Source organism: Bacillus sp. NPDC057893 (assembly GCF_042796455.1).
Classification (GTDB): domain Bacteria; phylum Bacillota; class Bacilli; order Bacillales; family Bacillaceae_G; genus Bacillus_A.
Genome location: NZ_JBHVNG010000002.1, coordinates 1020812 through 1043391, shown reverse-complemented (window position 1 = coordinate 1043391; position 22580 = coordinate 1020812). Strand labels below are relative to the sequence as shown.

At 33.7% G+C, this 22580-nt stretch carries 19 protein-coding genes and 1 pseudogene; 6 read left to right on the top strand and 14 right to left on the bottom strand.

Annotated elements, in window-relative coordinates:
* Nucleotides 1–36 precede the first annotated feature (36 nt).
* The 3 genes from ACFVQC_RS14120 to ACFVQC_RS14110 form a co-directional block, all read right to left on the bottom strand.
* Nucleotides 37–687 carry a DsbA family oxidoreductase gene (locus ACFVQC_RS14120; protein ID WP_078173167.1) on the bottom strand — a complete coding sequence of 217 codons (651 nt, stop codon included), beginning with the start codon at nucleotides 685–687 and terminating at the stop codon, nucleotides 37–39.
* Between the two features lie 103 nt (nucleotides 688–790).
* Entirely contained in the window at nucleotides 791–1222 is a 432-nt protein-coding gene (locus ACFVQC_RS14115; protein WP_002148752.1) for an Rrf2 family transcriptional regulator, read from the bottom strand.
* A gap of 120 nt (nucleotides 1223–1342) precedes the next feature.
* Complete coding sequence (locus ACFVQC_RS14110) at nucleotides 1343–2212, bottom strand: LysR family transcriptional regulator (protein ID WP_002148756.1); 870 nt, start codon at nucleotides 2210–2212, stop codon at nucleotides 1343–1345.
* Nucleotides 2213–2309: 97 nt separating this feature from the next.
* On the opposite strand from ACFVQC_RS14110, the gene ACFVQC_RS14105 reads away from it, so the two are divergent.
* Nucleotides 2310–3215, top strand: coding sequence for a DMT family transporter (locus tag ACFVQC_RS14105; RefSeq protein ID WP_377898523.1), 906 nt, complete (start codon nucleotides 2310–2312; stop codon nucleotides 3213–3215).
* A gap of 183 nt (nucleotides 3216–3398) precedes the next feature.
* On the top strand, nucleotides 3399–4175 hold the full coding sequence (locus ACFVQC_RS14100) for an alpha/beta fold hydrolase (protein ID WP_377898522.1): 777 nt from the start codon (nucleotides 3399–3401) through the stop codon (nucleotides 4173–4175).
* Nucleotides 4176–4298: 123 nt separating this feature from the next.
* On the opposite strand, the gene ACFVQC_RS14095 is transcribed toward ACFVQC_RS14100, so the two are convergent.
* The 7 genes and pseudogenes from ACFVQC_RS14095 to ACFVQC_RS14065 all read right to left on the bottom strand — a co-directional run bounded on the left by ACFVQC_RS14095 (nucleotide 4299) and on the right by ACFVQC_RS14065 (nucleotide 11482).
* Nucleotides 4299–4919, bottom strand: a complete 621-nt coding sequence (locus ACFVQC_RS14095; protein WP_377898521.1) for a YcnI family copper-binding membrane protein — start codon at nucleotides 4917–4919, stop codon at nucleotides 4299–4301.
* 187 nt (nucleotides 4920–5106) lie between these two features.
* Nucleotides 5107–6756, bottom strand: a complete 1650-nt coding sequence (locus tag ACFVQC_RS14090; protein ID WP_377898666.1) for a copper resistance CopC/CopD family protein — start codon at nucleotides 6754–6756, stop codon at nucleotides 5107–5109.
* Nucleotides 6757–7199: 443 nt separating this feature from the next.
* Nucleotides 7200–7307, bottom strand: a pseudogene (locus ACFVQC_RS14085) (glyoxalase); the annotation flags it as partial.
* 60 nt (nucleotides 7308–7367) lie between these two features.
* A complete protein-coding gene (locus tag ACFVQC_RS14080) occupies nucleotides 7368–8381 on the bottom strand; it encodes a CgeB family protein (protein ID WP_377898520.1) in 1014 nt (337 codons plus the stop codon).
* 307 nt (nucleotides 8382–8688) lie between these two features.
* Nucleotides 8689–9108, bottom strand: a complete 420-nt coding sequence (locus tag ACFVQC_RS14075; RefSeq protein WP_085310475.1) for a VOC family protein — start codon at nucleotides 9106–9108, stop codon at nucleotides 8689–8691.
* A gap of 84 nt (nucleotides 9109–9192) precedes the next feature.
* Nucleotides 9193–10551, bottom strand: a complete 1359-nt coding sequence (brnQ, locus tag ACFVQC_RS14070) for a branched-chain amino acid transport system II carrier protein (RefSeq protein ID WP_377894533.1) — start codon at nucleotides 10549–10551, stop codon at nucleotides 9193–9195.
* Between the two features lie 238 nt (nucleotides 10552–10789).
* A complete protein-coding gene (locus ACFVQC_RS14065) occupies nucleotides 10790–11482 on the bottom strand; it encodes an FMN-dependent NADH-azoreductase (protein ID WP_002148771.1) in 693 nt (230 codons plus the stop codon).
* A 293-nt stretch (nucleotides 11483–11775) separates the two neighbouring features.
* Here ACFVQC_RS14065 and ACFVQC_RS14060 point away from each other — a divergent pair, with 293 nt between their 5' ends.
* Nucleotides 11776–12741 carry an arsenic resistance protein gene (locus tag ACFVQC_RS14060; protein ID WP_377898519.1) on the top strand — a complete coding sequence of 322 codons (966 nt, stop codon included), beginning with the start codon at nucleotides 11776–11778 and terminating at the stop codon, nucleotides 12739–12741.
* A 130-nt stretch (nucleotides 12742–12871) separates the two neighbouring features.
* On the opposite strand, the gene ACFVQC_RS14055 is transcribed toward ACFVQC_RS14060, so the two are convergent.
* Nucleotides 12872–14119: a DUF4153 domain-containing protein gene (locus ACFVQC_RS14055; protein WP_377898518.1), complete on the bottom strand. Its 1248-nt coding sequence runs from the start codon at nucleotides 14117–14119 to the stop codon at nucleotides 12872–12874.
* 702 nt (nucleotides 14120–14821) lie between these two features.
* A complete protein-coding gene (locus ACFVQC_RS14050) occupies nucleotides 14822–15697 on the bottom strand; it encodes a LysR family transcriptional regulator (protein ID WP_002148786.1) in 876 nt (291 codons plus the stop codon).
* 138 nt (nucleotides 15698–15835) lie between these two features.
* Here ACFVQC_RS14050 and ACFVQC_RS14045 point away from each other — a divergent pair, with 138 nt between their 5' ends.
* On the top strand, nucleotides 15836–16504 hold the full coding sequence (locus ACFVQC_RS14045) for a YczE/YyaS/YitT family protein (RefSeq protein WP_002200884.1): 669 nt from the start codon (nucleotides 15836–15838) through the stop codon (nucleotides 16502–16504).
* 485 nt (nucleotides 16505–16989) lie between these two features.
* Here the strand turns inward: ACFVQC_RS14045 and topB are convergent, their stop codons facing one another.
* Nucleotides 16990–19134 carry a DNA topoisomerase III gene (gene topB, locus ACFVQC_RS14040; protein ID WP_377895444.1) on the bottom strand — a complete coding sequence of 715 codons (2145 nt, stop codon included), beginning with the start codon at nucleotides 19132–19134 and terminating at the stop codon, nucleotides 16990–16992.
* Nucleotides 19135–19572: 438 nt separating this feature from the next.
* On the opposite strand from topB, the gene ACFVQC_RS14035 reads away from it, so the two are divergent.
* Nucleotides 19573–20118 carry a hypothetical protein gene (locus ACFVQC_RS14035; protein WP_377895446.1) on the top strand — a complete coding sequence of 182 codons (546 nt, stop codon included), beginning with the start codon at nucleotides 19573–19575 and terminating at the stop codon, nucleotides 20116–20118.
* A 282-nt stretch (nucleotides 20119–20400) separates the two neighbouring features.
* Nucleotides 20401–21036, top strand: coding sequence for a pentapeptide repeat-containing protein (locus tag ACFVQC_RS14030; protein ID WP_377895448.1), 636 nt, complete (start codon nucleotides 20401–20403; stop codon nucleotides 21034–21036).
* Nucleotides 21037–21138: 102 nt separating this feature from the next.
* Here the strand turns inward: ACFVQC_RS14030 and ACFVQC_RS14025 are convergent, their stop codons facing one another.
* The gene (locus tag ACFVQC_RS14025) at nucleotides 21139–22422 is read right to left on the bottom strand and encodes an aminopeptidase P family protein (RefSeq protein WP_377898517.1); all 1284 of its coding nucleotides are present in this window, start codon (nucleotides 22420–22422) and stop codon (nucleotides 21139–21141) included.
* Nucleotides 22423–22580 lie beyond the last annotated feature (158 nt).

The following is a 22580-nucleotide window of genomic DNA, read 5'->3' as shown; positions in this document are numbered from 1 at the left end:
TAAACAAATCAACTTGATTCTTTCATGCAAAACGAATTAGCAATATCCATCCGTATTACATTGCATACCTTCAAATGAATTTGTTTTATCCTTTTCGATTTCTTTATCAATTACTCTTTGTAACGTTTCTTTACTAGCAAGCCCTTGAATGACTTCATCACCAATCATGACAGTTGGTACCGCCATAATATTCGCTTCATCATATGCATGCTGAATTGCTTCTTGATGTTTTTCTTTATATTTTCGAGTTACTAAAGCATCTTTAAATTCAGCTTCAGGAAGCCCTACTTCTACCGCTAGTTTTGTTAACACATCAATATCTTCAATGTTTTGTTCTTCTTGGAAAAATGCGGTGAATACGCGGTGATGATACTCATTTCCTAGTCCACGTTCTTTCGCAAATTCACATCCTTCAAAAGCTAAATGTGTATATGGATGCGGTGAAACACGTGGCAGACGCATTTCAACCCCTAATTTTTTTGCAGTAGGAAGAATGAAAGAATCCCATGAACCCAACTTATCTGGCTCGTTCCAAGGATCTATTTTAGAATATGGACTTGGACGCAATTCAAATGGCATCCATTCGATTTCCACATCTTTCTCTTTCGCTACTTCATCTAATGGACCTTTTGCTAAAAAGCAAAACGGACATATAAAATCTGAGTATACTTTCATTTTCACAGCCATATTATTTGCACCTTACCTTCTTTTTATTTTCAGATGTAACCATAACAGTTACAATTTTAAGAAAAAAATATGCATTCTCTTTTAGAGACTTGCGATTATCATATTATGCATTCATTTTTTGTTGTAAAGATTCAAATAACTGCCCCATCGTAATATTTCTCAAAACTTCTTCCATCGCGGATTGTGCTTGAATTAAAATAACTTCTAACACCGCTTGAATATTCGCTCCAATTGGGCAATCTGGATTCGGTTGCTCGTGAAAATGAAATAGTTTGTCTTCTTCTACTACATTCACTGCATGGTACACATCTAACAATGTGATTTCATGTAAATCCTTTAATAATCCCGCGCCACCTGGTCCGCGATTTACGTAAACAAATCCAGATTGTTTCAAGTAAGACATTATTTTACGAATGACTACCGGATTTGTATTTACACTTTCGGCCATATAGTCCGAAGTGCAAACTGAAGATGGATTGTTTTTTAAAATAGATAAAATATGAACAGCTATAGAAAAGCGGCTACTAATTTTCATCGTAATCACCACCCGATGTAATCATTATAGTTACAACCGAAAAATAAGTCAATCCTTTTTATAGATTTTTTATAAGCAAATTAAAAAAGTGTCCCATTATGATATATGAGACACCTCTTTTTATTCTGCAAATAACTCTTGGAATTCTTCAATAAATAGCTGTACAGCGAGTGAAGAATCCTTTAATGAAGGAACAGCTAAAGCAATTTCTCTCCATACTTGTGGTTCCAATTCTCTCGTTTGTATATTCTTTGGTAAACTCGTTAAAGATAACTCAGCCAAAATTGCGATTCCCAATCCTTCTTGAATCATATTTAAAGCTGTTGTAACTGTCGAAATTACATATTCAGCCCGAAGTGGTACGTTCGCTTGTTTAAACATATCAATAATGGGAGGTTCATATCCACCCTTACATAATATGATTGGTTCATTCTCTAAATCACTTATTGTAATAGATTTCTTCTTACACAAAGGATGATCCTCTCTTAAGACAACAACCATTTTCCCCTTCGTTAAGGGCACGATCTCCATATCTTTATTAGGCAAAATAACAATTCCGATATCAATTACTCGTGATAATAGCCAATCTTCTACTTCTTTAAGTGTACCTTCGCAAAGAACTAATTCTAAATTCGGATACTTTTCACGAAAGATATTAATCATTTTAGGTAAGAAATATGCTGAAGCACTCGGAAAACTCCCGATTCGAATCGTTCCAACTTCATGCCCCTTCTCCATCGCAACTTCTTGCTCAATCTTCTCCACACCGTTCAAAATTTCTCTAATATGTACAAGAATTCGGTTTCCCACCTCTGTAACGATTAGCCCTTTTCGTTTATCACGTATAAGAATGGTAACCCCTAATTCTGACTCAATGCTTGAAATTGCATGACTTACAGCTGGTTGCGTCATATTCAACATCCCAGCAGCCTTCGTAAAACTTCCTAATTCAACCGTTTTAATTAAAACTTGAAGTTGTGTAATGGTCATAACTAATTACTTATACTCCCCATAAAAAAGATTCATTTTATTTATTACACTCGATATCATATCATAGGGAAATGAATTACAACAAGGAGGTCTTACAGTGACACAGCTTTCTCGAACTAAAGCGACAATAATCCTTACATTTCTCGTTATTATGTGGGGAATTAATTGGCCGTTATCTAAATTCGCTCTGCATTACACACCACCCGTACTCTTTGCAGGGATTAGAACTTTAATAGGAGGATTTATCTTACTTATTTTCGCATTACCGAAATACAAACAATTAAATTTAAAGGAAACTTGGCATTTATACTTTATTTCATCTTTACTCAATATTATTTTGTTTTACGGACTACAAACTGTCGGACTTCAATACATGCCCGCCGGACTCTTCTCCGCAATCGTATTTCTCCAACCTGTCTTACTCGGCATTTTCTCATGGATTTGGCTTGAAGAGGCAATGTATGGCTTGAAAATTTTCGGACTTATTCTTGGATTTATTGGTGTTGGGGTTATTAGCTCTAGTAGTTTAACTGGACATATTTCTATTATCGGTGTACTACTTGCTTTAGGATGCGCTATCGGCTGGGCACTCGGCACAGTATTTATTAAGAAAACCGGACACCGCGTTAATGCCATTTGGATGGTAACACTTCAGCTTATTATTGGCGGATTTTGCTTAATCGGATTTGGTTCAGAATTTGAGAGCTGGTCTAACATCGCTTGGAGTATACCATTTGTAAGTGTACTACTCTTTATTTCATTCTTCGTTATTGCAATGGGGTGGCTTGCTTACTTCACACTTGTAGGAGCTGGTGAGGCAAGTAAAGTTGGGGCTTACACATTCCTTATCCCTCTTATCGCTATTATTGTAAGTTCAATTTTCTTACATGAGGCCATTACAATTAGCTTATTCATCGGACTATTATTTATTGTGGTGAGTATTTGTTTTGTGAATATAAAGCCGAAAACACTTGCTGTAAGGCAGCAAGTTAAAGTGAAATAAATAAACGTGAAAAAGAGCCTACTATTTGTAGGCTCTTTTTTATCATTTCATGAGTACAGTCACTTAGAGTTTTAACAAAAGGAAATTTTTTCTTTTTTGTTGTATGATGATAATTAAGTAGTAAAAATATTATCTCTAGTGCACATGGATGGACTTACAATTCCAATTATAAGGGGGAGTTATATGGTTTTACATTATAGAGAATTTGGAGATACAAGCTCTCCACTTATAGTTTTTATTCATGGAGGCGGAGTCAGTGGATGGATGTGGGACAAACAAATTAAACATTTTACTAACTTTCACTGCCTTGTTCCTGATTTACCTGAGCAAGGGAAAAACAGCAATAAAGATCATTTCTCAATAAATTTTAGTGCTAAAAAAATCATTGAACTAATTGAAGAAAAAGGACAAGGTAAAACTGTTATAGTAATTGGATTTTCATTAGGTGCTCAAGTGTTAATTGCCATGCTTAGCATGAAACCTGACTTAATCCAATATGCCATGATAAATAGTGCCTTAGTCAAACCCATTCCTTTTGCTAAAACATTAATAAGCTCCCTTGGCTTAACCTACTCCCTTATAAAAAGTAAGACATTTTCCAAAATACAAGCAAAATCAATGTACATAGATGAAAAATACTTTGACAACTATTATCATGACAGTTGTCAAATAAGTAAAAATACATTTATGAGGATATTAGAAGAAAATATGTCGTTTACAATACCACAAGGTTTTGAAAATGCTAATAGCAACATATTAGTAACGGTTGGAGAAAAAGAAAAAAATATCATGAAAAAATCGGTGACTGAAATTCTTAAAAACAACCCTAATTGCACAGGTATTATTATTTCTAAAATCGGTCATGGAATTCCTTTAGCGAACCCCAAGTTATTTAATACTTTAATTGAAAGATGGCTTGAACATGATTTCCTGCCAGAAGAAGTAATGACCATCATTTGATTTCCATGCATCAATAAATTTTGTTATATAGTGACTACAACAATGTCGCTATCCTCATTTTCGCTATTCCCTAAAACTAATAAAAAAGGTCTCATTATTTTCTATGAGACCTTTCAATGTGACTTATCTTTTACGACGTACTACAAAAACAAACGTACCCACCGAAGATACAATCGCTAAAACTGATAACACAATTGCTATTGTTGATATATTACTTGTACCTTCATTTTTTCCCACACTAGATACTTCTCCATGTTCTCCAGTTAAGGACGTACCTTTTGTAATTGTAGTAACTGAATGCGGTTTTTCAGCTTTCTCATCGCCTGTCCATTCAACAATTTCTCCGTCTTTATATTGTTGATATGCATCCCAAGCTATTTTTTGTTCTTTATCTGGGTTTTTAGCAACGAAAGTAAATCGTTGGAACTGACCAGATAAAATCCCTTCCCCTGTCGCTTCCCATACTACAGTTTTAACTTTTCCAGCTCCATCTTTTTGCTCTTCCACTTTCCATCCTGACACTGGTTCATACTGTTGAAACTCAACGCCGGACGGTATTTTTAGTGTGACTTTTGTTGTTGCCACATTTTTTTCAACTGGTACCTTTATTGTGTAGGTTTCCCATGAGTTAGCATCCGAAGTTGCTGGTTGCACAGTTACGTGAGCACTAACAGGTAACGAAAAAATCCCCATTGCAATTATTGTCGCTATCATTGTTGTTCCTAATTTTTTTATACGTCTCATTTTCTTTTACTCCTTTTCATACATAACTTCTGTTTATCCCGCTATTTGTGGGCAGTAAGACTCCCACCTCAAAATTCGGCTGGAGCAAAAAAGTTAGGTGGGAGTCGGGCTGCCCGTAAAAGCCCGATTGGTGAAGGCTAATAATCAGTGGTGGATGGACAAACCCCCCACTGATTAAAGTTTCACTTTATCTGCCGCCTACAATAAATTTAAAATCTGTATCGAAACTATCAAGAGATTTTGTTAATCCATGAACATGTATATTCCAGTTTCCTGTCATGTTAATATACATCCCTTCCGTTTCATATTCTCCCGGTGTAACTACCGAAACTTTAAATGAACCTTTGCCCATATTCATATCTAACGATTGAGTCGTCAATACAATTTGTTCCATATCAGTAACAGGCTGTCCGTTCTCATCCTTTAAAGTAATATGGAATGTATTTTGTCCTACCTTATTAGGACTTACATTTAGAGTAAGTTCATAGCCATTATCTAATTGCTTACTCTCTGTATATGGTCCAGTAGGGGGCATCGGCGGGGTTTGTACATTTGTCATAAAGGCTACGATTACGAAAACGATCATTCCGACAATAAACTCTACTTTCAGCGTAGCTCCTAGTTTTTTCTGAGCTCCCATTCTCCCTTTCACATAATGAAAAATCCCTAATATCCCCATGCAAACGAATAAAAGTATCTTTGTTAATAAAGCTAACCCATACTTCGTATCAAATAGGGAATGGATTGCAGGAATGAAAAATGTGCTATTAAAAAGGCCCGTTATTAATAGCACAATAACAGCACCTGTTGCCCATGGTGAAAAACGCTTAATCGCATCCCAATACTTAGTCCACTTATCATCTTCTTTACGTAAAAGAAGAATAATCGATGATAGACCACCAATCCATAATGACGCTGCGAATAAATGTAGAAAATCCATAACGACAGCAACATCTTTAAACTTTGAACCATATGCATGACTATTAAAGGCTTTCATAACGAGTAACCCAATAAACAATACAATTGGAAGGCTCCATACTTTAAACGACGAAAGCTTCTCACGCTTCACCGCAAAATATGTAACAATCATAAGCATACTAATAAGAACCATTTGAGTTTTCCATACATAACCAAAAACAGAAAGCTGTAATGTTTCTTTTAATAATAAAGGGTCGAATGCTTCTAACCATGAAACATCAGCATTTATTTTCGCTTGCAATGGTAGATTGAATAGTAAACTAATGAATATACCAAATAATGATATCCAAATTATCTTTTTACTTCTCGATCGGACTTCTATTGCATTCTCTTTATACATAATAAGATTAAAGAATAGAACTCCTAAAAATAGTGCGAAGCTTGTATATAGAATCCCACGTCCCATAATCATATCGACCTGCGGGATATACCCCATCTCTTCTACTTGTACATCTTCTGCTCCCGATTCGGCTAATCCAACCTGGAACGGAATAACCCCTTGAATTGGATGTCCGTCAGCTGAAATAACTTTCCACTGAATAGAGTAGAGACCATTTTGGAGATTCTCTTTTAACCCAGCTTCTAATAATTTTTTATTTCTTTTATCAATATGAGCATCTTTTAAATCTACTCTTTTACCTGAGGTATCTCTTACGTACAATGTATTAAAATGTGAAACTTGAATATCCTCATCGAATTCAATTTTCACAACAGATGGTGCTTTCTTCAACTTTTCATTTTCCGTAGGATTTGATTTCACAACATACGCATGAGCAGATGCGCTTTTTGGTATCAATATGATAAACACGCACGCGATTAGCAACCATGCCCCTAACCTTTGCATTACTTTCACACTTATTTCACTTCTTTCTTCGTCATTGCTACACTTTCATTACTTTTACTTCTCAAGTTTGAATCCCGGGCAAAATATTAACTTGATTAAGTATAAATTTCTATACAGTTCGACTCTTACGTTACCCCTCACCTCTGAACTTCTAATATAATAGTAACTACTTTCATATATATAACTTATATTTTTAAAGCTGATTGTTATTATAACATAAAATATATTTATGTTAGCTCCCGCATAAGAAAAGTTATCGTGAATCATTTGTGAAGAAAATGTGAAATACATAAAGTGAAACTTTACTCAGTGGGACTTTTACTGGTATTCGATCTCCCACCTAACTCCCTCGCATTCTCCGACTTTTGAATTGGGAATCTTATTGCCAACAAATAGCGGGTTAAATAAAAAAGGTATTACGTTATTACGCAACACCCTTTCTCCATAATACACTTCCTTTACTTCTCTTCCGGATAATCACAATAATTAATGATCGTGCCCTCTGTATCCGCTAGGTTTAGATAAATTAATCTTCTACCATGCTTATTCATTCGAAGTGTATGCTCTTCCATTCAAATACCTTGTTCTTTAAATATGTTGTGTTTCAACACATTCTTTCCTTATTTTTAAATTTCATTTTCTTTTTTAGGGTTCATTTCAATTATTTTTAACAGCTGTTGTACCCTTTTATCATATGTATGTTCGATTAGCGTTCTCTTCAGCCCTTCCATCGCAATTTTCTTTCTTTGTGCCGGGTTCGATAAATATCTTTCAGCTTTCTCTATAAAATCAACCGCTGAGGTAAATGTCTCAATTTGTACCCCTGGAATATAACACTTTTCTAAATCTGAACGAATATCCGTCATTTGAAAAGAACCTGTACTAGCTATTTCGAATGTACGATTATTAATAGAACAAGCATTTACTTTTACTCTATTTCTATTAAATGTTAAATCCTCTATGGAGCGATGTATATTCATGTTGATTTTACTTTTTTTGTAATATCCTATACTGTTTTCGTAAACCAAAAATGGTAAAAGTAAAATTTTATCTTTCAATAACTCATAACTTTTTAGTCTATCCCAATTACAACCTATAATTAGAGTGTTTTTAGTCACTAAGTACTCTGCAATTGAATCAATAAGTGCGAGCCGATTATCAAAAGCAGTCCCTATGAAACTAATATCAAATATGTATTCCTCTTCCCTAAGTATCGGCGTATATGCAGGAGGTTCTGCTGCTAAAGGCAAATAATATACATTATCACAACCTAAATCTTTATAAAAATCAATACATCCTGTATCTTGCGTAAACACATAATCATAATCAAGCACTAAGTTTTTCGTCACATCTGTAAAGTAAGGGTCATCTGTAAGCCAGAGTGCAGTTTTAAAGTTATATTGTTTTAAATCTTGAATTCCCTTAATTATCCCCTCTTCAAAACCATGAAATACAATAATGAGTGCCGGTTTTATCTTTAAAGCCGTTTTCACCAAGTTTTCGTATGTTACCATCGTTACATTACGAATTGCCTTTTTCAAACTATTATATATAGATTCCTCTAGCACCGGAAAATAGACAGGAACACTAGATGTAACAAATAATACGTTAAAATTTTCAGTACTATTTGAAATCTCCACAGATAACCACTCTCCAATACATGAAATTCACAATTTATATTATATGTATTACATAAAATATATAGTTGGTTATAAAGCACTCTTTTTCTTTCATATATTACTGTGCAAAATGAGGATTTCTTACCCTATAGTCGGCTCCATTTGCTCGCAAATACTAAAAAAATCATGCCCACTCCTACAGGATAGTGGATAGCTTCTCATAATATATATTCAACATTCCGAAATACTTTCGTCGAAATATTGAAAAGTATACAAATAAAAAGGCGTTACATTAGTACGTAACACCTTTCACAAAAATATACTTCCTTTATTTCACTTCCGGATAATCACAATATTCAATAATTGTCCCTTCCGTATCCGCTGGGTTAAGATAAATTAACCTTCTACCATGTTTATTCATTCGAAGCGTATGTTCTAACGTTCGAATACCTTGTTCCTTTAATTCTTCTAAAGCTACATCTAAATCATCTACACGATACGCAACGTGATGGACACCTTTCCCTTTTTGCTTTATAAATCGTGCTATTGGCGAAGTTGTATTATTCGTTGGCGCAAGTAATTCGATTCTATCACCATCAACTTCAAGAATAGCTACTTCGCTTTCCACACCTGGTGCTTCACTTACGTATCGATCTATTAAAGTTCCTGATAAAACCTTTTCATAAAAATGTATCGTACTATCTATATCTCGAACTGCAATGCCGATATGATCAATTGTTTTTTTCATTTTATTTCCCCTACTACTTTATTTTTTCTCATTATTAATAGTAACAAAAAAAGTTATAGAATCAAATTCTATAACTTTTTAAATTCAACCTATTTTCTTATTTGCTCTAGCTGCTGGTTGAACTTGATTTTTCATTTTTAAAACGCTAATGCCATATCCGATAAATCCACCGATAATCGCTGGGAAGATCCAGCCTAATCCTACTTCCTGCATCGGAAGGAATTTAGTGAACACTTGGCTTACCACTTCAATGTTAACTCCAGCTGCACTTAATCCATCAAATAAGCTGATGATAAATGTTACGATTAAGCTCACTTGATAAACTTCAGCTCTACCTTTGAATAACGAGTGGAAGAATGTTAAGAAAATCAGCACGATTGCTAGCGGATAAATTGCTGTTAATACTGGAACAGAAACTGCGATTAATTGTGTTAATCCTACGTTTGCAACAATTGCACTAAATACACATAGCGTGATTGCAATTGCTTTGTAAGGAATATTTGGGAATAACTTATGGAAGAATGAAGAACATGCTGATACAAGTCCCACACTAGTTGTTAAACAAGCAACTGTAATCATTAACCCTAATAATACTCCGCCATATGATCCGAAATAGTAGTTAGAAACTTTCGCTAATACTTCTCCGCCGTTCTCTAAATGTCCAAGCTTCGCAACACTTGAAGCTCCCATATAAGAAAGAGCTGTATAGATAATTGCTAAAATAGATGCTGCAATGATTGTCGCTTTTGCACAAACGACCATAATTTGTGTTTTCGTTTTCGCACCTTTTTCTTTAATTGCATTAATGATGATGATTCCGAATACGAATGATGCGAGCGTATCCATTGTTAAGTATCCTTCTTGGAATCCTTTGAAAAATGCATGTGATGTATATCCTTCAACTGGTGCTTGCATTTCTCCAATCGGATTAATAAAAGCAACGACTACTAAAATACCGATGAATGTCAATTTAATTGGCGTTAATATTTTCCCAACAATATCGACAATTTTCGCAGGATTTAGCGAAAAAAAACAAGTGATGCTAAAGAATATAATTGTAAAAAGAATTAAAGGTGTAGAACCTAACCCCTCTGGCATGAACGGCTTAAGACCAATTTCATAAGAAACATTACCCGTTCTTGGTATTGCAAATAACGGACCGATCGCTAAGTATAAAACTGTTGTAAACACAATCCCGAATACTGGGTGAGCACGACCTGCCAATGACTGTAAATCGTCTTTACCTGAAATCCCAAATGCTAATACACCAAGTAGTGGCAACCCCACTCCTGTTACTAAAAATCCAGCGTTAGCAATCCAAACATTTTCGCCTGCCGATTGACCAAGCATCGCTGGGAATATTAAATTCCCTGCTCCAAAAAATAGTGCAAACAACATTAATCCAATAACTACTATGAACGAAAACGGTACTTTATTCGCCATAATATAACCCCCATTCAAATTTCCTTATCTCATTTTCCAATTTTAACTAATTGAATTTTCTGAATATTTAATTTAAGTATTAACTATTCTTGAACTCATTATAGTTTGATATATAATATTTTGCAATACTATTTTCAAACTTTTCTTTTACTTTATAAATATACATTTTTTAACATAGAATATAGACTAAAAAACCAACATGGTCATCCATGTTGGTTTTTCCATTTACTATCATTAATTAAAATTTCGCAGCTACTTTTTTAACGTTTTCTAAACCTTCTTCAACAATTTGTTGTGAGCGATCTGGATATTGATTGTGTCCTTCAATTACAACTGTCTCTGGATTTGTAATTCCCCAGAATCCAAGTACAGTTGTTACATAATTAACTGCCATTTCCATAGGAGCCATTTGCTCTGAAGAGTAATCTGAACCACGAGCACCTAGTACAACTACTTTCTTATCACCAGCTAAACCTTCTGGACCATTCGCTGTATATTTAAACGTTTTTCCGGCTTGAGAAAGGTATGAAATATATGTGATTAATGGTGCGGGTACTGTGAAGTTCCATAATGGGAACGCAAATACAACTTTATCAGCTTCTAAAAACTGATTTAAATATTGATCTACTGTAGCAACGGCCTTCTCTTCTTCAGCTGTTAACTCCATTCCTTGACTACGTTTATATCCACCTGAAATTGCGATATTTCCGTAATAAGGAAGATCTAATGCAAATAAATCTAACTCTGTAATTTCTGTATTTGGGTTCGCTTCTTTATAAGTACTTACAAATGTTTCATACATTTTTGAACTAATTGCTTGCTCCGCTGGACGATCGTTTGCTCTTACAAATAATACTTTTGACATTGTTTTATTCTCCTCTACTTTCGTAATTTCTTCTTTTTTACCAAATAATGAGCTAAATAATCCCATTTCCTTCACCTAATCTTTCTTTTCATATTCATTATTCATCATCATAAAAATTCTTATTCTAAGAAAAAGTTCCAATAGATACCTTCATTTAAGGAACCTAAAACTTTTTATTATTTAATTACCTTATGTAAGTGATTGTAATATAGCAACTTACTTTAGTCAAGCAACTTTTAATTAAATATAACATCTCGGATTAAAAACAATAACTAAAATACAATTAAACAGCCAATACAACTTTATTACTTGTATAATAAACTTAGAGAGGGAAATTTATATTTAGAAAGGATTTATTCATGAGCACTATAGAAAAGATTCAAACTTTTATTATTCTTTTTGCTGTTACATGCGGCATTGTACTCGGACAATTTAATATCATACATATGTATTCAGACAAATTTATTGTCCCCTTCTTATTTTTCATGCTATATGGATTATTCCTAAGCATCCCATTGAAAGAAATTAAAAACGGATTTCGCAATTTAAAATTCGCCGGAACAAGCCTAGGTATTAACTTTATATGGACACCTTTTCTCGCTTGGGGATTAGGCGCGTTATTTCTTTCAGATCACCCAGCACTTTGGGTTGGCTTTATTATGTTAATGGTTACTCCATGTACAGATTGGTACTTAATATTTACTGAAATAGCGAAAGGAAACGCAGCACTTTCCACAGCAATTTTGCCTGTAAATTTAATTTTACAAGTATTATTGCTACCCGTATATTTATTTTTATTTGCCGGTGTAATGAAGACTGTAGCGTTTTCTGTTTTAGTAGAAAGTATCGTTATCGTAATTGTCTTACCATTTTTACTTGCACATGCTACAAAATTCATTATGAATAAAATGAAAAAAGCTGAAACACTCGAGAATAAAATTATTCCGTTTTTCAGCTCTGCTCAAATTGTATTTTTAAGTTTGGCAATTGTAGCGATGTTTGCATCACAAGGTAAATATTTACTCCAAAATATGAATGTTGTTTTATTATTACTCATTCCTGTTCTATTGTTCTTCATCATTAATTTTTTACTAGGACAATTTATCGGGCGCATCCTGCATTTATCTTATAAAGATACAGTAAGTTTAAGCTTAACAACATTAGCAAGAAACTCGCCTGTTGCGCTCGCTATTGCTGTGACTGCTTTTCCAGACGAGCCTCTTATCGCACTTGCACTCGTTATCGGACCGTTGATTGAGTTGCCAGTACTTGCTTGTGTTTCACAAGTGTTGTTGCTTATTAAGAAAAAGCAGCAATACGCATAATAAAAAAACGTCCCACTTTGGGACATTTTTTTATTGTCGAGAAATTCTATAAATGCAAAATTGAATTATCGGCTCTAAAGATTTTATACGTTATAGAAGATTGACTTTTCGTTATATTAACAGATCCTTTCTAATTAAAAATTATAGGAAAAGTAAATATAACGAACGCTGCCCAAAGTCCGTAGATTGGCAAATACTTCGTAACAGCATCTTGGATAGCTGAAGGTCCGGATTTGTTTTGTAGAAAACGCATATAGGAGAGCATAATCCAAATTAGATTTGCCCAAATAAGTATGTTTACTCCTAAAACAGCAAGTCTATTAGGCGTAATCCCATAAGAAGAAAGTCTGAACACGATGGCTGACAAAGCCACACTGTCAACGATAAGCGCAAGAACAATTAAGGCAAAATTTATATAATCTGAAATGTTCTTTTTCTCGTCTGAGTCGCTCTCGATAATGGAAAATATGGTAACGGCCAATACACCAAGGAGTATTCCGTTGAAGACTATCAGGAAATTGCGGTCCAAGAATGGATTTTTTCCGACCCATATAACCGTTATTAGATAGAGCAACAATGTGATCAGGACAAGAGGACTAAAAATTTTAGCTATATATGGTGTAATATTCTTAGCAAGTTTCAGATTCATTGATACCAGGTATGCAGCCACAATAGCAAGAGCGGCAGCACCAAATAAAACAACATTACTAAAATAGAAGTCTTCTATATTCAAGTCAACAAACCTAAATAACTGCATGGTTAATACTGCTAGTATCATTCCGCTAACTGCCATGCTGGCGTAGAGAATACAATATTCCAAATTAAATTTAATATAAGCTAATCTTGTACTGCCTTTTGAATATTCATTTCCTGTAAACGCAAGCCCTACCACTACCCATAAGAATATAGGAAGGTGGAAATAAGCAAGGATAATACTGTCTTTATAATTTAATGGCAGCATATTAAGATAAAGCCCAGAAATTAGGAACAACGCTGCAAGGGAATAAATAACACTTTTTTTCGGAGTATTATTGTAAACAAAATAGGCAGCAATAAAGGGAATTATACCAAAAGCCAGGTTAATCGGAGCAATTGCTTCCTGTTCGACAAAGTGGAAAATGATTCTGGTGCTTAACCCGGCTAGAATAGCTAGAATGCCCATAAATAAGAAACCTTTTTGAAACAAAGATTTTTTTTCTGCATTTGCCATCTCCTTAAAATGCAACCTTTCATACCAAGCACCTAGAACCTGAGAATCCGGGTTTTGGTCCCATGCTTGTGAGAATGACTTTTTAAAGGCTTTCGGGTCTTTTCTATACATTCTCTCCAACTCATGAGGGTTATCAATATTTTCAACAATCAAATTGTTAATGTCCATAGTTATACCTCCTCTAATTTTAAAAACAACGTTGTTACCTTTTCCATAAAAAGCACCTCTCTTATTTATTATGATTTTAATATAAAATTTATTGTTTTACAATAAATTTTTATTATTTTAGATAATATTTTTGTTGTATATTTTTGTTCCAAGCAAAAACAAAAAGCATTCCTCATTCAAAGAAATGCTCTATAACTTTTTATAACCATCTGTGTAAGCTACTTTCAGTTGTTCTCTTCATTGCTTGTTTCCATTTTCTAATTTCTTATTTTTCCTTTATATAAAAGAAATGATCAAAATGATATAAACGTCCAATTTAATAGCATCCTTTCAAACAATTATTTCAAATAAATTTTAGTGCCAGTATACAAAACTCTGTAATTATAAAATAAAAAAGCATGACTTAAAATTGTCATGCTTTTTTCTATCTATATTTTCAAACCTAATACAGAACATTTCACTCGGGAAAGAGCTTTTTTATATGTTGAAACCACTTATGTCCTTGTATAAAAAGTTCTTTACTAATAAGTAGTATAATTACTGCGTTTTTCAAATTAGTAAAGAACTTTTTTATCTTTTATTTATATAGCTACAGTCAGTTTTGAAACTTCCTCAAGTAAAGAACTTTTTTATCCCGGCTCAATTTTTCGTAAGATGTCTATATTACTTGATTGAAGGCTATTTTTGCTTTGTTCATATCTCCTAATCAACCATTTCCCAAAATTGAGATGCTACTTTGGAAATTCTTTGGTCTTTTAATTTTACTATTACAGGCTCTAAATGAAAATCAAATTGTTTCAATTCAAAAAGCGTTGTATGTTCTAAAAATGATGATGTGTAATCCATTCTTGGAATAACGGATAATCCTAGTCCTCTACTAACAAGTGCTACAACCATCCTTATATCTTTACACTCGATAATGATATTTGGCTTGACTTGATGTTCATCAAACACTTTGAAAAGGTCTTCATTGAAGGAGAGTCCTTCCATTGCTCCTAGCATAATGAATGGGAACTGGGCAATCTGTTCAATCGTCACATGCTGTGATGAAAACGATGTTGCCCAACTTGATGGAATAATCACAGCGGTTGGTTGTTTTTTTAATATTTTCATCTCATATTGTTCACTATTGCCCAATCGTAAAAGTAAGGCAACATCAATTTCTCTTTGTTCTAGTCTTTTTAATAATTCTTCTGAATTTCCAGTTACTATATTTATTTTAACATTAGGGTATTGTGTTCTAAACGTACTAACATAGTCAATGAGCATATTCGAACATGCAGATGATACACCGATACTTACTGTTCCTCCTATACCTTGTTCAATTTCTTGAATTTGCTGCTTTACATCTTGAATTTGTATTAACATTTGATTGGCATATTGGTATAGTATTTCACCTGTTGCTGTAAGCTCCCATTTTTGACGATATCGATGAATTAAAGTTGTGCCAAGATCAGTTTCAAGCTTTTTTAATAATTGGCTAAGTGGGGGCTGCGCGATATGGAGCACTTCTGCTGCTTTAGAAATGCTTCCTTGTTTCACAATTTCTTTAAAGTAATATAATTGCCTGAAATCCATTGTATCTCTCCGTCATATGTTTTTTGATATGATTAGTTTATCATATATATATTTTTCATATGTCGAATTTGGCGTTATATTTAATTCTATAGCTATAGTCTTTATATTGATAATATTAACTAGAAAGTGAGAGATACTATGAATCATTGGAACAGAACCTTGAAGCGCATCATCTTATACGTGCTCGGGTTATTTTTTATGTCGATTGGCATTAGCATGTCGATTCAAGCAGGATTTGGTGTATCGCCTGTGTCATCATTAGCATATGCAAGTACGCTAACGATTGGTTTATCGGTTGGTGTGACAATGGCCCTTGCAAATGTTTTATACATTATTATTCAAGTGATATTAAGTAAACGAATGGAGTTAAATGAATTTGTGAGTCAATTCATTATTTCGTTTTTATTTGGGTTTTTCATGGATGCAACACTCTTCCTTGTACAACTTTTCCCTGCACCTGAAACTCTCCTTGCTCGAAGTGTATATTTGATTGTTAGTTTATTTGTTATAGCGGTCGGTTTAATGGGCTATACAACAGCGAAACTGCCATTAATGCCGTATGATGCGTTAACTTATGCAATTAGTGAAAAATTCAATTTGAAATTCGGTAAAGCAAAAATTTTGAGCGATTTAATAAACATTTGTGTGGCTGGTGCAATCTGTATAGTTTTCATTCAATCATTAGGCTCAATCGGAATCGGCACACTAATTGCCGCCTATTTTATCGGCAAAATTTTAGGGTGGATGATACCGTATTATCAACCAACTCTCCAACAATGGGTATTTAAAACAGAGAAGGCTGCCTAAGGAATCATAATAAAGTACAGGAAAAATAGATGAATCAAATTCCTCAGCCGAAATCAAATAATGAATTTTGCATCTTACCAGGTGCCAGTCCACATTAGGAATGGCATTTCTTTATTACTGCCTTTTCTTTGACCTTCTATCACTTTGGTTAAATGATAAAACAAACATTGTATTAAAACTAACCTGCCGTTTAGTTAAAGAAGGATCTTTAAACAACTTTTTTATATTTTAAAAGACTTTATTGTAAATTAAATAACTTTATTGCTACTTAACCCTATTTCATACCATTTTTTCAAACAATTATTTTAAATAATTGTTAATATTAGTACACAAAATTCTGTAATTACAAAATAAAAAAGCATGACATAAAATTGTCATGCTTTTTTATTTCTATAAATAATTTTTTCAAACCTAACCTGGCAGAACCTTTTACTCAGGAAAGAACTTTTTTATTTAGTAAATGACTTTTTTATTCATTGACACACTTAATTCTCAAACACAAAATTAATCTTATTATCTTTCCACTCTAACTTCGCATCAAATGTTTTCTCACCTTTTTTAAAGCCTTTTATTAAATCGGTCTTCTCACCTTTTAATAGCTTTGTCATGTTTTTTTGCGAAATTGATTTACTTAATATCTTCTTCGAAATGGTAAAGTCACACTGTGTTGTGTTGTAGTTGGAACACCCATAAAATGTGGACTTATCAATAACATCGCCATCGCATTTTTTACAGTTCCCGACCTTTTTACCTGTTGTAAATTTCGATCCTTTTCGTTCAATCGATTCAACATGTAATCCAGTGAAATCCCATTTCTCCGACATTTCTACCGCGTCTTCAATAATTTTAGCTGATAGCTTCTTCGTTTGTTCCATAAAAGTAGCTGGTGAAGCTGTGCCTTCTCCAATTTCCGCAAGGCGTTGCTCCCATTTTGCAGTCATTTCTGGTGAAGCCAGTATTTTATCACCGATTGCTGTAATTAATACTTTACCTTTATCGGTTGCATACACTTGGTTTTTCTGCACATCTATATATTTACGATCTTTCAGCATTGTAATAATACCTGCACGAGTTGCCTCAGTACCTAAACCTTCTGTTTTCTTTAATACTTTCTCAAGCTCTTCATTCTCTAAATACTTACCGGCTGTTTTCATTAACGTAATAAGTTGTCCTTCTGTATAACGCTTCGGTGGCTGTGTTTTTCCTTCTTTCACTTTCACCTTTACAACTTTTCCTTGTTCACCTTCAGCTACAATCGGAAGAATCGTTTCGTCATCTTTATCGTCTTGGAAAATAACTTTACGCCAACCTTCTTGTATTTGCTGTTTTCCTTTCGAAATGAACGCAGCACGTTCGTCTACAAGAGTTGTAATTGTTGTATAGTCAAAGATTGCTACTTCATAATGCGCCGCAATCAGCCTTCTTACGATCATATCGTAAATTTTCTTTTCATCACCTGATAGTTTGCTTGGATTTGTAACTTGCTCTGTCGGTATAATTGCGTAGTGATCTGTAACTTTCTTTTCATTCACATAACGCTTATTGTTCATAATCGATTCAATTGGTGCTGGCAATAAACCTTTATATTCATCAAACTGACTTAACTTCTGTAAAATATCAGGGAATGTCGCTGCTTCTCCTTGTGTAACATAGTTAGAATCCGAACGAGGATAAGAGACTATCCCTTTTTGATATAGTGCTTGTGTTATATCAAGCGTCTTTTTCGGTGAAAATTTAAAGGCTTTATTCGCTGTCGCTTGCAGTGCTGATAAATTAAATAAAAACGGCGGCTGAAACTCTTTACGCTCCGTTTTCATTTCTTTTACTACAGCCGGTTTATTTTGACAAAACGCTGCAATTTTATTTGCCAAATCAGGATCATTTAAGCGGGACTCATTATCTTTCTCCCATTTCCCCTCATACTTCTTTCCTTCTATATTAAAGGTTGCGAATACTTCCCAAAACGGCTCTGACTTAAAGTTCTCTATTTCTTTTTCACGCTTTACAATGAGTGCTAATGTTGGTGTTTGTACACGACCAGCGGAAAATACATCGTTCATTCCTTTTTTCTTTAGCAAAATACTAAAGACACGCGATGCATTCATACCAACGACCCAGTCAGCGCAAGATCTTGTATATGCTTCGTAATACGTATTAATCGTATCTGCTTCATCTAGTAAGTTTTTAAATCCTTGATAAATAGCTTGTTTCGTTAAAGATGAAATCCAAAGACGCTTCATTGGCTTTTGCACGTTGCAAAGATTAATAATGTTTCGTACGATCAATTCCCCTTCACGACCAGCATCGCCCGCGTGAATAATTTCTGTTACCTGAGGATTATGTAACAGCTGTTTCACAACGTTAAATTGCTTATATTTTGACTTTGTTACTTCAAATTGAAAACGTTCTGGAATCATTGGTAACGTATTAAGTGACCATTTTTTCCACTCTGCATGATAATGTTCTGGATTACATAACTGCGTCAAATGACCAATTGCCCATGTACAGTACGCTCCATTTGGAAATAACTCATTTGCTTCTACTTCTAAATACCCATCTTTCCGGCGATATTTAAACTGTGAAACAAGAGCCAAACCTTGATCTGGTTTCTCGGCGATAATTAATTTCATTTTATAACTCCCTATCTGTATTCCAGTGTTACTTTCATTGTCTATATGTTTAGAAGCGATGATAAAACAACAATCTTATTTATCATTCACGGTTTGCCTCACAAATGTGAGACCTATAATATTATACGCTTATTCTTAAGAGCTTCACAATAGAAACTCATTATATAACAACCTCTTTCGCATACTCACAAACAAAAAAGACGTCCAAAAATCGAGCGTCCTTTCCATTCACTACTATTTGCTTTCATATATTCTATAAAATTTTAAATATAACAATTCGTTATGAAGTATCGTCTGCAAAGATAACCATCATTATTTGAAAATTATATTGAACTTACCTTTTTTAAATTGTGCAGATAATTTGCAGATATAAATAAGCATAAGTATTCTCCATTTGAACATATGATGAAATGAACGATAGGACAGGGAGGTATCATGATGCTTGCTTATACGTTAACTACCTTAACACTTTGTTGTATCTCGATTATTATTACATCATATATTTCTAAACGTAAGGGTACCCTAATGGAGTATATGGTATTTATTATGTCTTTTAGTATGAGTATCGGTTTAAGCATTGGTTTTTATTTAGGTATTCTATTTAAAGGAGAATTACTATATTCTACTTTGCTTGCTATTTTGATTAGTGGTTTTATTGGTTTTTTAGTCGGTCTACGTTTTCACCTGTATACTGCCTTAGAAGGAATGTTCTCTGGATTAATGGCAAGTATGATGGGAGCTATGATTACAGAAATGTTAAACGCTCAACAAGCTCATAGTATACTGTTCATTAGCCTCTTACTTACTATAACGATAACTATGTCATGTATGATTCAGCTTTTATCTGAAACCTTCTCTACTTATATCCATCGTGGGTTTCTATTATTGCTCTCAATTGGCGTAGTAATCATTGTTTCTGTATTTATAACATTCCCAGATTATGCTCCTCCACCTTCATCCGGACACAATCAACATATGCATTAACACTTGCAAACAAAATTAATAAAGCAGACGCTTTACAAGAGGCGAATATTTTAGGTATGCAAGATGCTTTCCTTGTAACGACTGTATTAGCAATTCTCGTATTTATTATGACGTTGTTTCTTAAGAAAAAATAACACTGTGACTTCTAAATAAGAAAAAATTAGCTGCAATGCTCTTCACAAAAAAAGGTAGGTTTGTGTATAATAAGAACTAATGTTCTTTCTAGAAAGACACTAAACCTGAATTACACTCATATATCAAAAAGAAGAGGATTGATATACTATGAAAATTGATAGACCAAAAATTTCACCAGAGTTATCTTCACGGAATTTTCAAGATGTTTTTTATGAAGAAGATCCAACATTAGAAATGTGTGAAATTATAGACTCCACTTTCGAAAATGAATCTGTAGATAAAGTGCGCTTATATAATGCAGTGATAAAGAATTGTAAGTTCACTAATACAGACTTTAGCAATATTGATATCACAGATGTTTGTTTTGAAAACTGCGATTTATCAAATGTTAATTTAAGCAATTCTTCTGTTCACAGAGTTGAATTTAAAAATAGTAAATTAATTGGAGTTAACTTTACAGAATCTAGCTTAGGAAATGTTAAATTTGAGAATTCAATTTTGAATTTAGCGGCATTTGGAAATTCTAAACTAGAAAAAATTATATTTAATGAAACTTCATTAAATAATGCAGATTTCTTTGACTGTAAACTAAAAAAAGTTGAATTCCAATTATGTAGCCTTGACGAAGCTAATTTTGATCAAACATCACTGAAGGGGATAGATATTAGTTCTTCTAATTTTGATACACTTACAGTTTCAGTGAACGATTTAAGAGGATGTAAAGTATCAACATATCAAGCTGTTCAGTTCGCAACTCTATTAGGATTAATAATTAAAGATTAGTATTTCGGAGGTAGCACAGAACTCTATCCCGAATCATGGACTTTTTTAAGTGTCCACGATTCGAGGTGAAGTTCAAATACATTAGTGGTTACCTTTTTCTTATTATTTAACTACGGCCTGATTTCCCTTTATATGTTCATTATTTTCGCTCATAAACTCTTCGATTTCTTCAACTGATCTAATAATATCTTTTGACAAGTTTTCATACCCGTCTTTCGTTACAAGAATATCATCTTCAATACGAATACCAATTGATTCTTCCTCAATGTAAAGGCCAGGCTCTATCGTAATGACCATACCTGCTTCTAATACTCTATCTTTATACGTTCCTACATCATGCGTATCTAAACCTAGGAAGTGACTTACTCCATGATAATAGTATTTAGATAATTCCTCGTCTTCTTGAATTAAACCAATTGCTTTACACTCTTCTGCTAATACTTTTTTTGTATGCTCATTTAATGCAGCAAACTTTAATCCTGGCTTAATAAGTTCAGTTGTTTCTTTCAATGCTTTTAACACGATATTATATATTTGTTTTTGGCGACTCGAAAACGTTCCGCTAGCTGGGAATGTGTAACTAATATCAGCATTGTAATAGTCTTTTTGAGCACCTAAATCAAGCAGTACTAAATCGCCACTTTGAATTTGTGCATCATTGTCTTCATAATGCAGTACAGTCGCATTTTTACCACTCGCCAAAATTGTATCGAATGCATGATATTTAATACCTGATGATTTTAATGTGAAGTCAAAATGGGCTTCTAATTCATATTCCATTATGCCTGCTTTCGCTTGTTTCAGCACATTATAAATACCCTCTTGAGTAACCACTATTGCTTCTTTAATTTTTTCAATTTCTTCCTCTGTTTTAAACACTCGTAATTCACAAATGTCCGGGTATACATTACCGATTGTAATGTGTGGATATTGTTCTCTTACATGTTTAGCAAACGCTAACGGTTTCGTCTCAGTACCCTTCCACTCACGACGCTCTAAATCTAAATACACATGTTTCACATTTTCTGCGAAAAGTGTATTTGTCATTGTCTTTTCAAAGCTTTCTATATATACAACTTTTTTTATACCTGAAATTTGTTCTGCCTCTTCTTTAGAAACTGTTTTTCCAACCCACTTTTCAAGTACTGGATCTGATTTTTCAATGAAAAGAGTTTCTTCCACACTATTCCCAAACTTCTTCAACACGAAAATAATATTCGGCTCATCGATTCCCGTTAAATAGTAAAAATTGCGATTCGGCACAAATTTATAATGTGCATCAGCTGACATATGAGGTGACTGTCCAGCAAATAAGATAGTAATCGATTCATCTGGTAATGTGTTTACTAATCGTTCTCTATTTTGAGCAAAAAATGTTGACTTCATAATAATCCCCCTTGCGTTCTATGTATGTTTTTCAAACTAATTATCCAATACAATTCATTCTATTATTGTTATAATTTTTCGTCAATTAATAGTGTTCATTTTGAAAATAAAACTTTCATTAATGAGTTTCTTACCGCACATATATGCGGGATAAAATC

Excerpts from the sequence above, each read along its gene's own strand:
- topB (WP_377895444.1), bottom strand. The coding sequence starts at position 19,134 with ATGAAATTAATTATCGCCGAGAAACCAGATCAAGGTTTGGCTCTTGTT.
- ACFVQC_RS14045 (WP_002200884.1), top strand. The coding sequence starts at position 15,836 with ATGAATCATTGGAACAGAACCTTGAAGCGCATCATCTTATACGTGCTC.
- ACFVQC_RS14035 (WP_377895446.1), top strand. The coding sequence starts at position 19,573 with ATGCTTGCTTATACGTTAACTACCTTAACACTTTGTTGTATCTCGATT.
- ACFVQC_RS14075 (WP_085310475.1), bottom strand. The coding sequence starts at position 9,108 with ATGAAAAAAACAATTGATCATATCGGCATTGCAGTTCGAGATATAGAT.
- ACFVQC_RS14120 (WP_078173167.1), bottom strand. The coding sequence starts at position 687 with ATGGCTGTGAAAATGAAAGTATACTCAGATTTTATATGTCCGTTTTGC.
- ACFVQC_RS14110 (WP_002148756.1), bottom strand. The coding sequence starts at position 2,212 with ATGACCATTACACAACTTCAAGTTTTAATTAAAACGGTTGAATTAGGA.
- brnQ (WP_377894533.1), bottom strand. The coding sequence starts at position 10,551 with ATGGCGAATAAAGTACCGTTTTCGTTCATAGTAGTTATTGGATTAATG.
- ACFVQC_RS14095 (WP_377898521.1), bottom strand. The coding sequence starts at position 4,919 with ATGAGACGTATAAAAAAATTAGGAACAACAATGATAGCGACAATAATT.
- ACFVQC_RS14065 (WP_002148771.1), bottom strand. The coding sequence starts at position 11,482 with ATGGGATTATTTAGCTCATTATTTGGTAAAAAAGAAGAAATTACGAAA.
- ACFVQC_RS14055 (WP_377898518.1), bottom strand. The coding sequence starts at position 14,119 with ATGGACATTAACAATTTGATTGTTGAAAATATTGATAACCCTCATGAG.
- ACFVQC_RS14060 (WP_377898519.1), top strand. The coding sequence starts at position 11,776 with ATGAGCACTATAGAAAAGATTCAAACTTTTATTATTCTTTTTGCTGTT.
- ACFVQC_RS14030 (WP_377895448.1), top strand. The coding sequence starts at position 20,401 with ATGAAAATTGATAGACCAAAAATTTCACCAGAGTTATCTTCACGGAAT.
- ACFVQC_RS14050 (WP_002148786.1), bottom strand. The coding sequence starts at position 15,697 with ATGGATTTCAGGCAATTATATTACTTTAAAGAAATTGTGAAACAAGGA.
- ACFVQC_RS14100 (WP_377898522.1), top strand. The coding sequence starts at position 3,399 with ATGGTTTTACATTATAGAGAATTTGGAGATACAAGCTCTCCACTTATA.
- ACFVQC_RS14115 (WP_002148752.1), bottom strand. The coding sequence starts at position 1,222 with ATGAAAATTAGTAGCCGCTTTTCTATAGCTGTTCATATTTTATCTATT.
- ACFVQC_RS14025 (WP_377898517.1), bottom strand. The coding sequence starts at position 22,422 with ATGAAGTCAACATTTTTTGCTCAAAATAGAGAACGATTAGTAAACACA.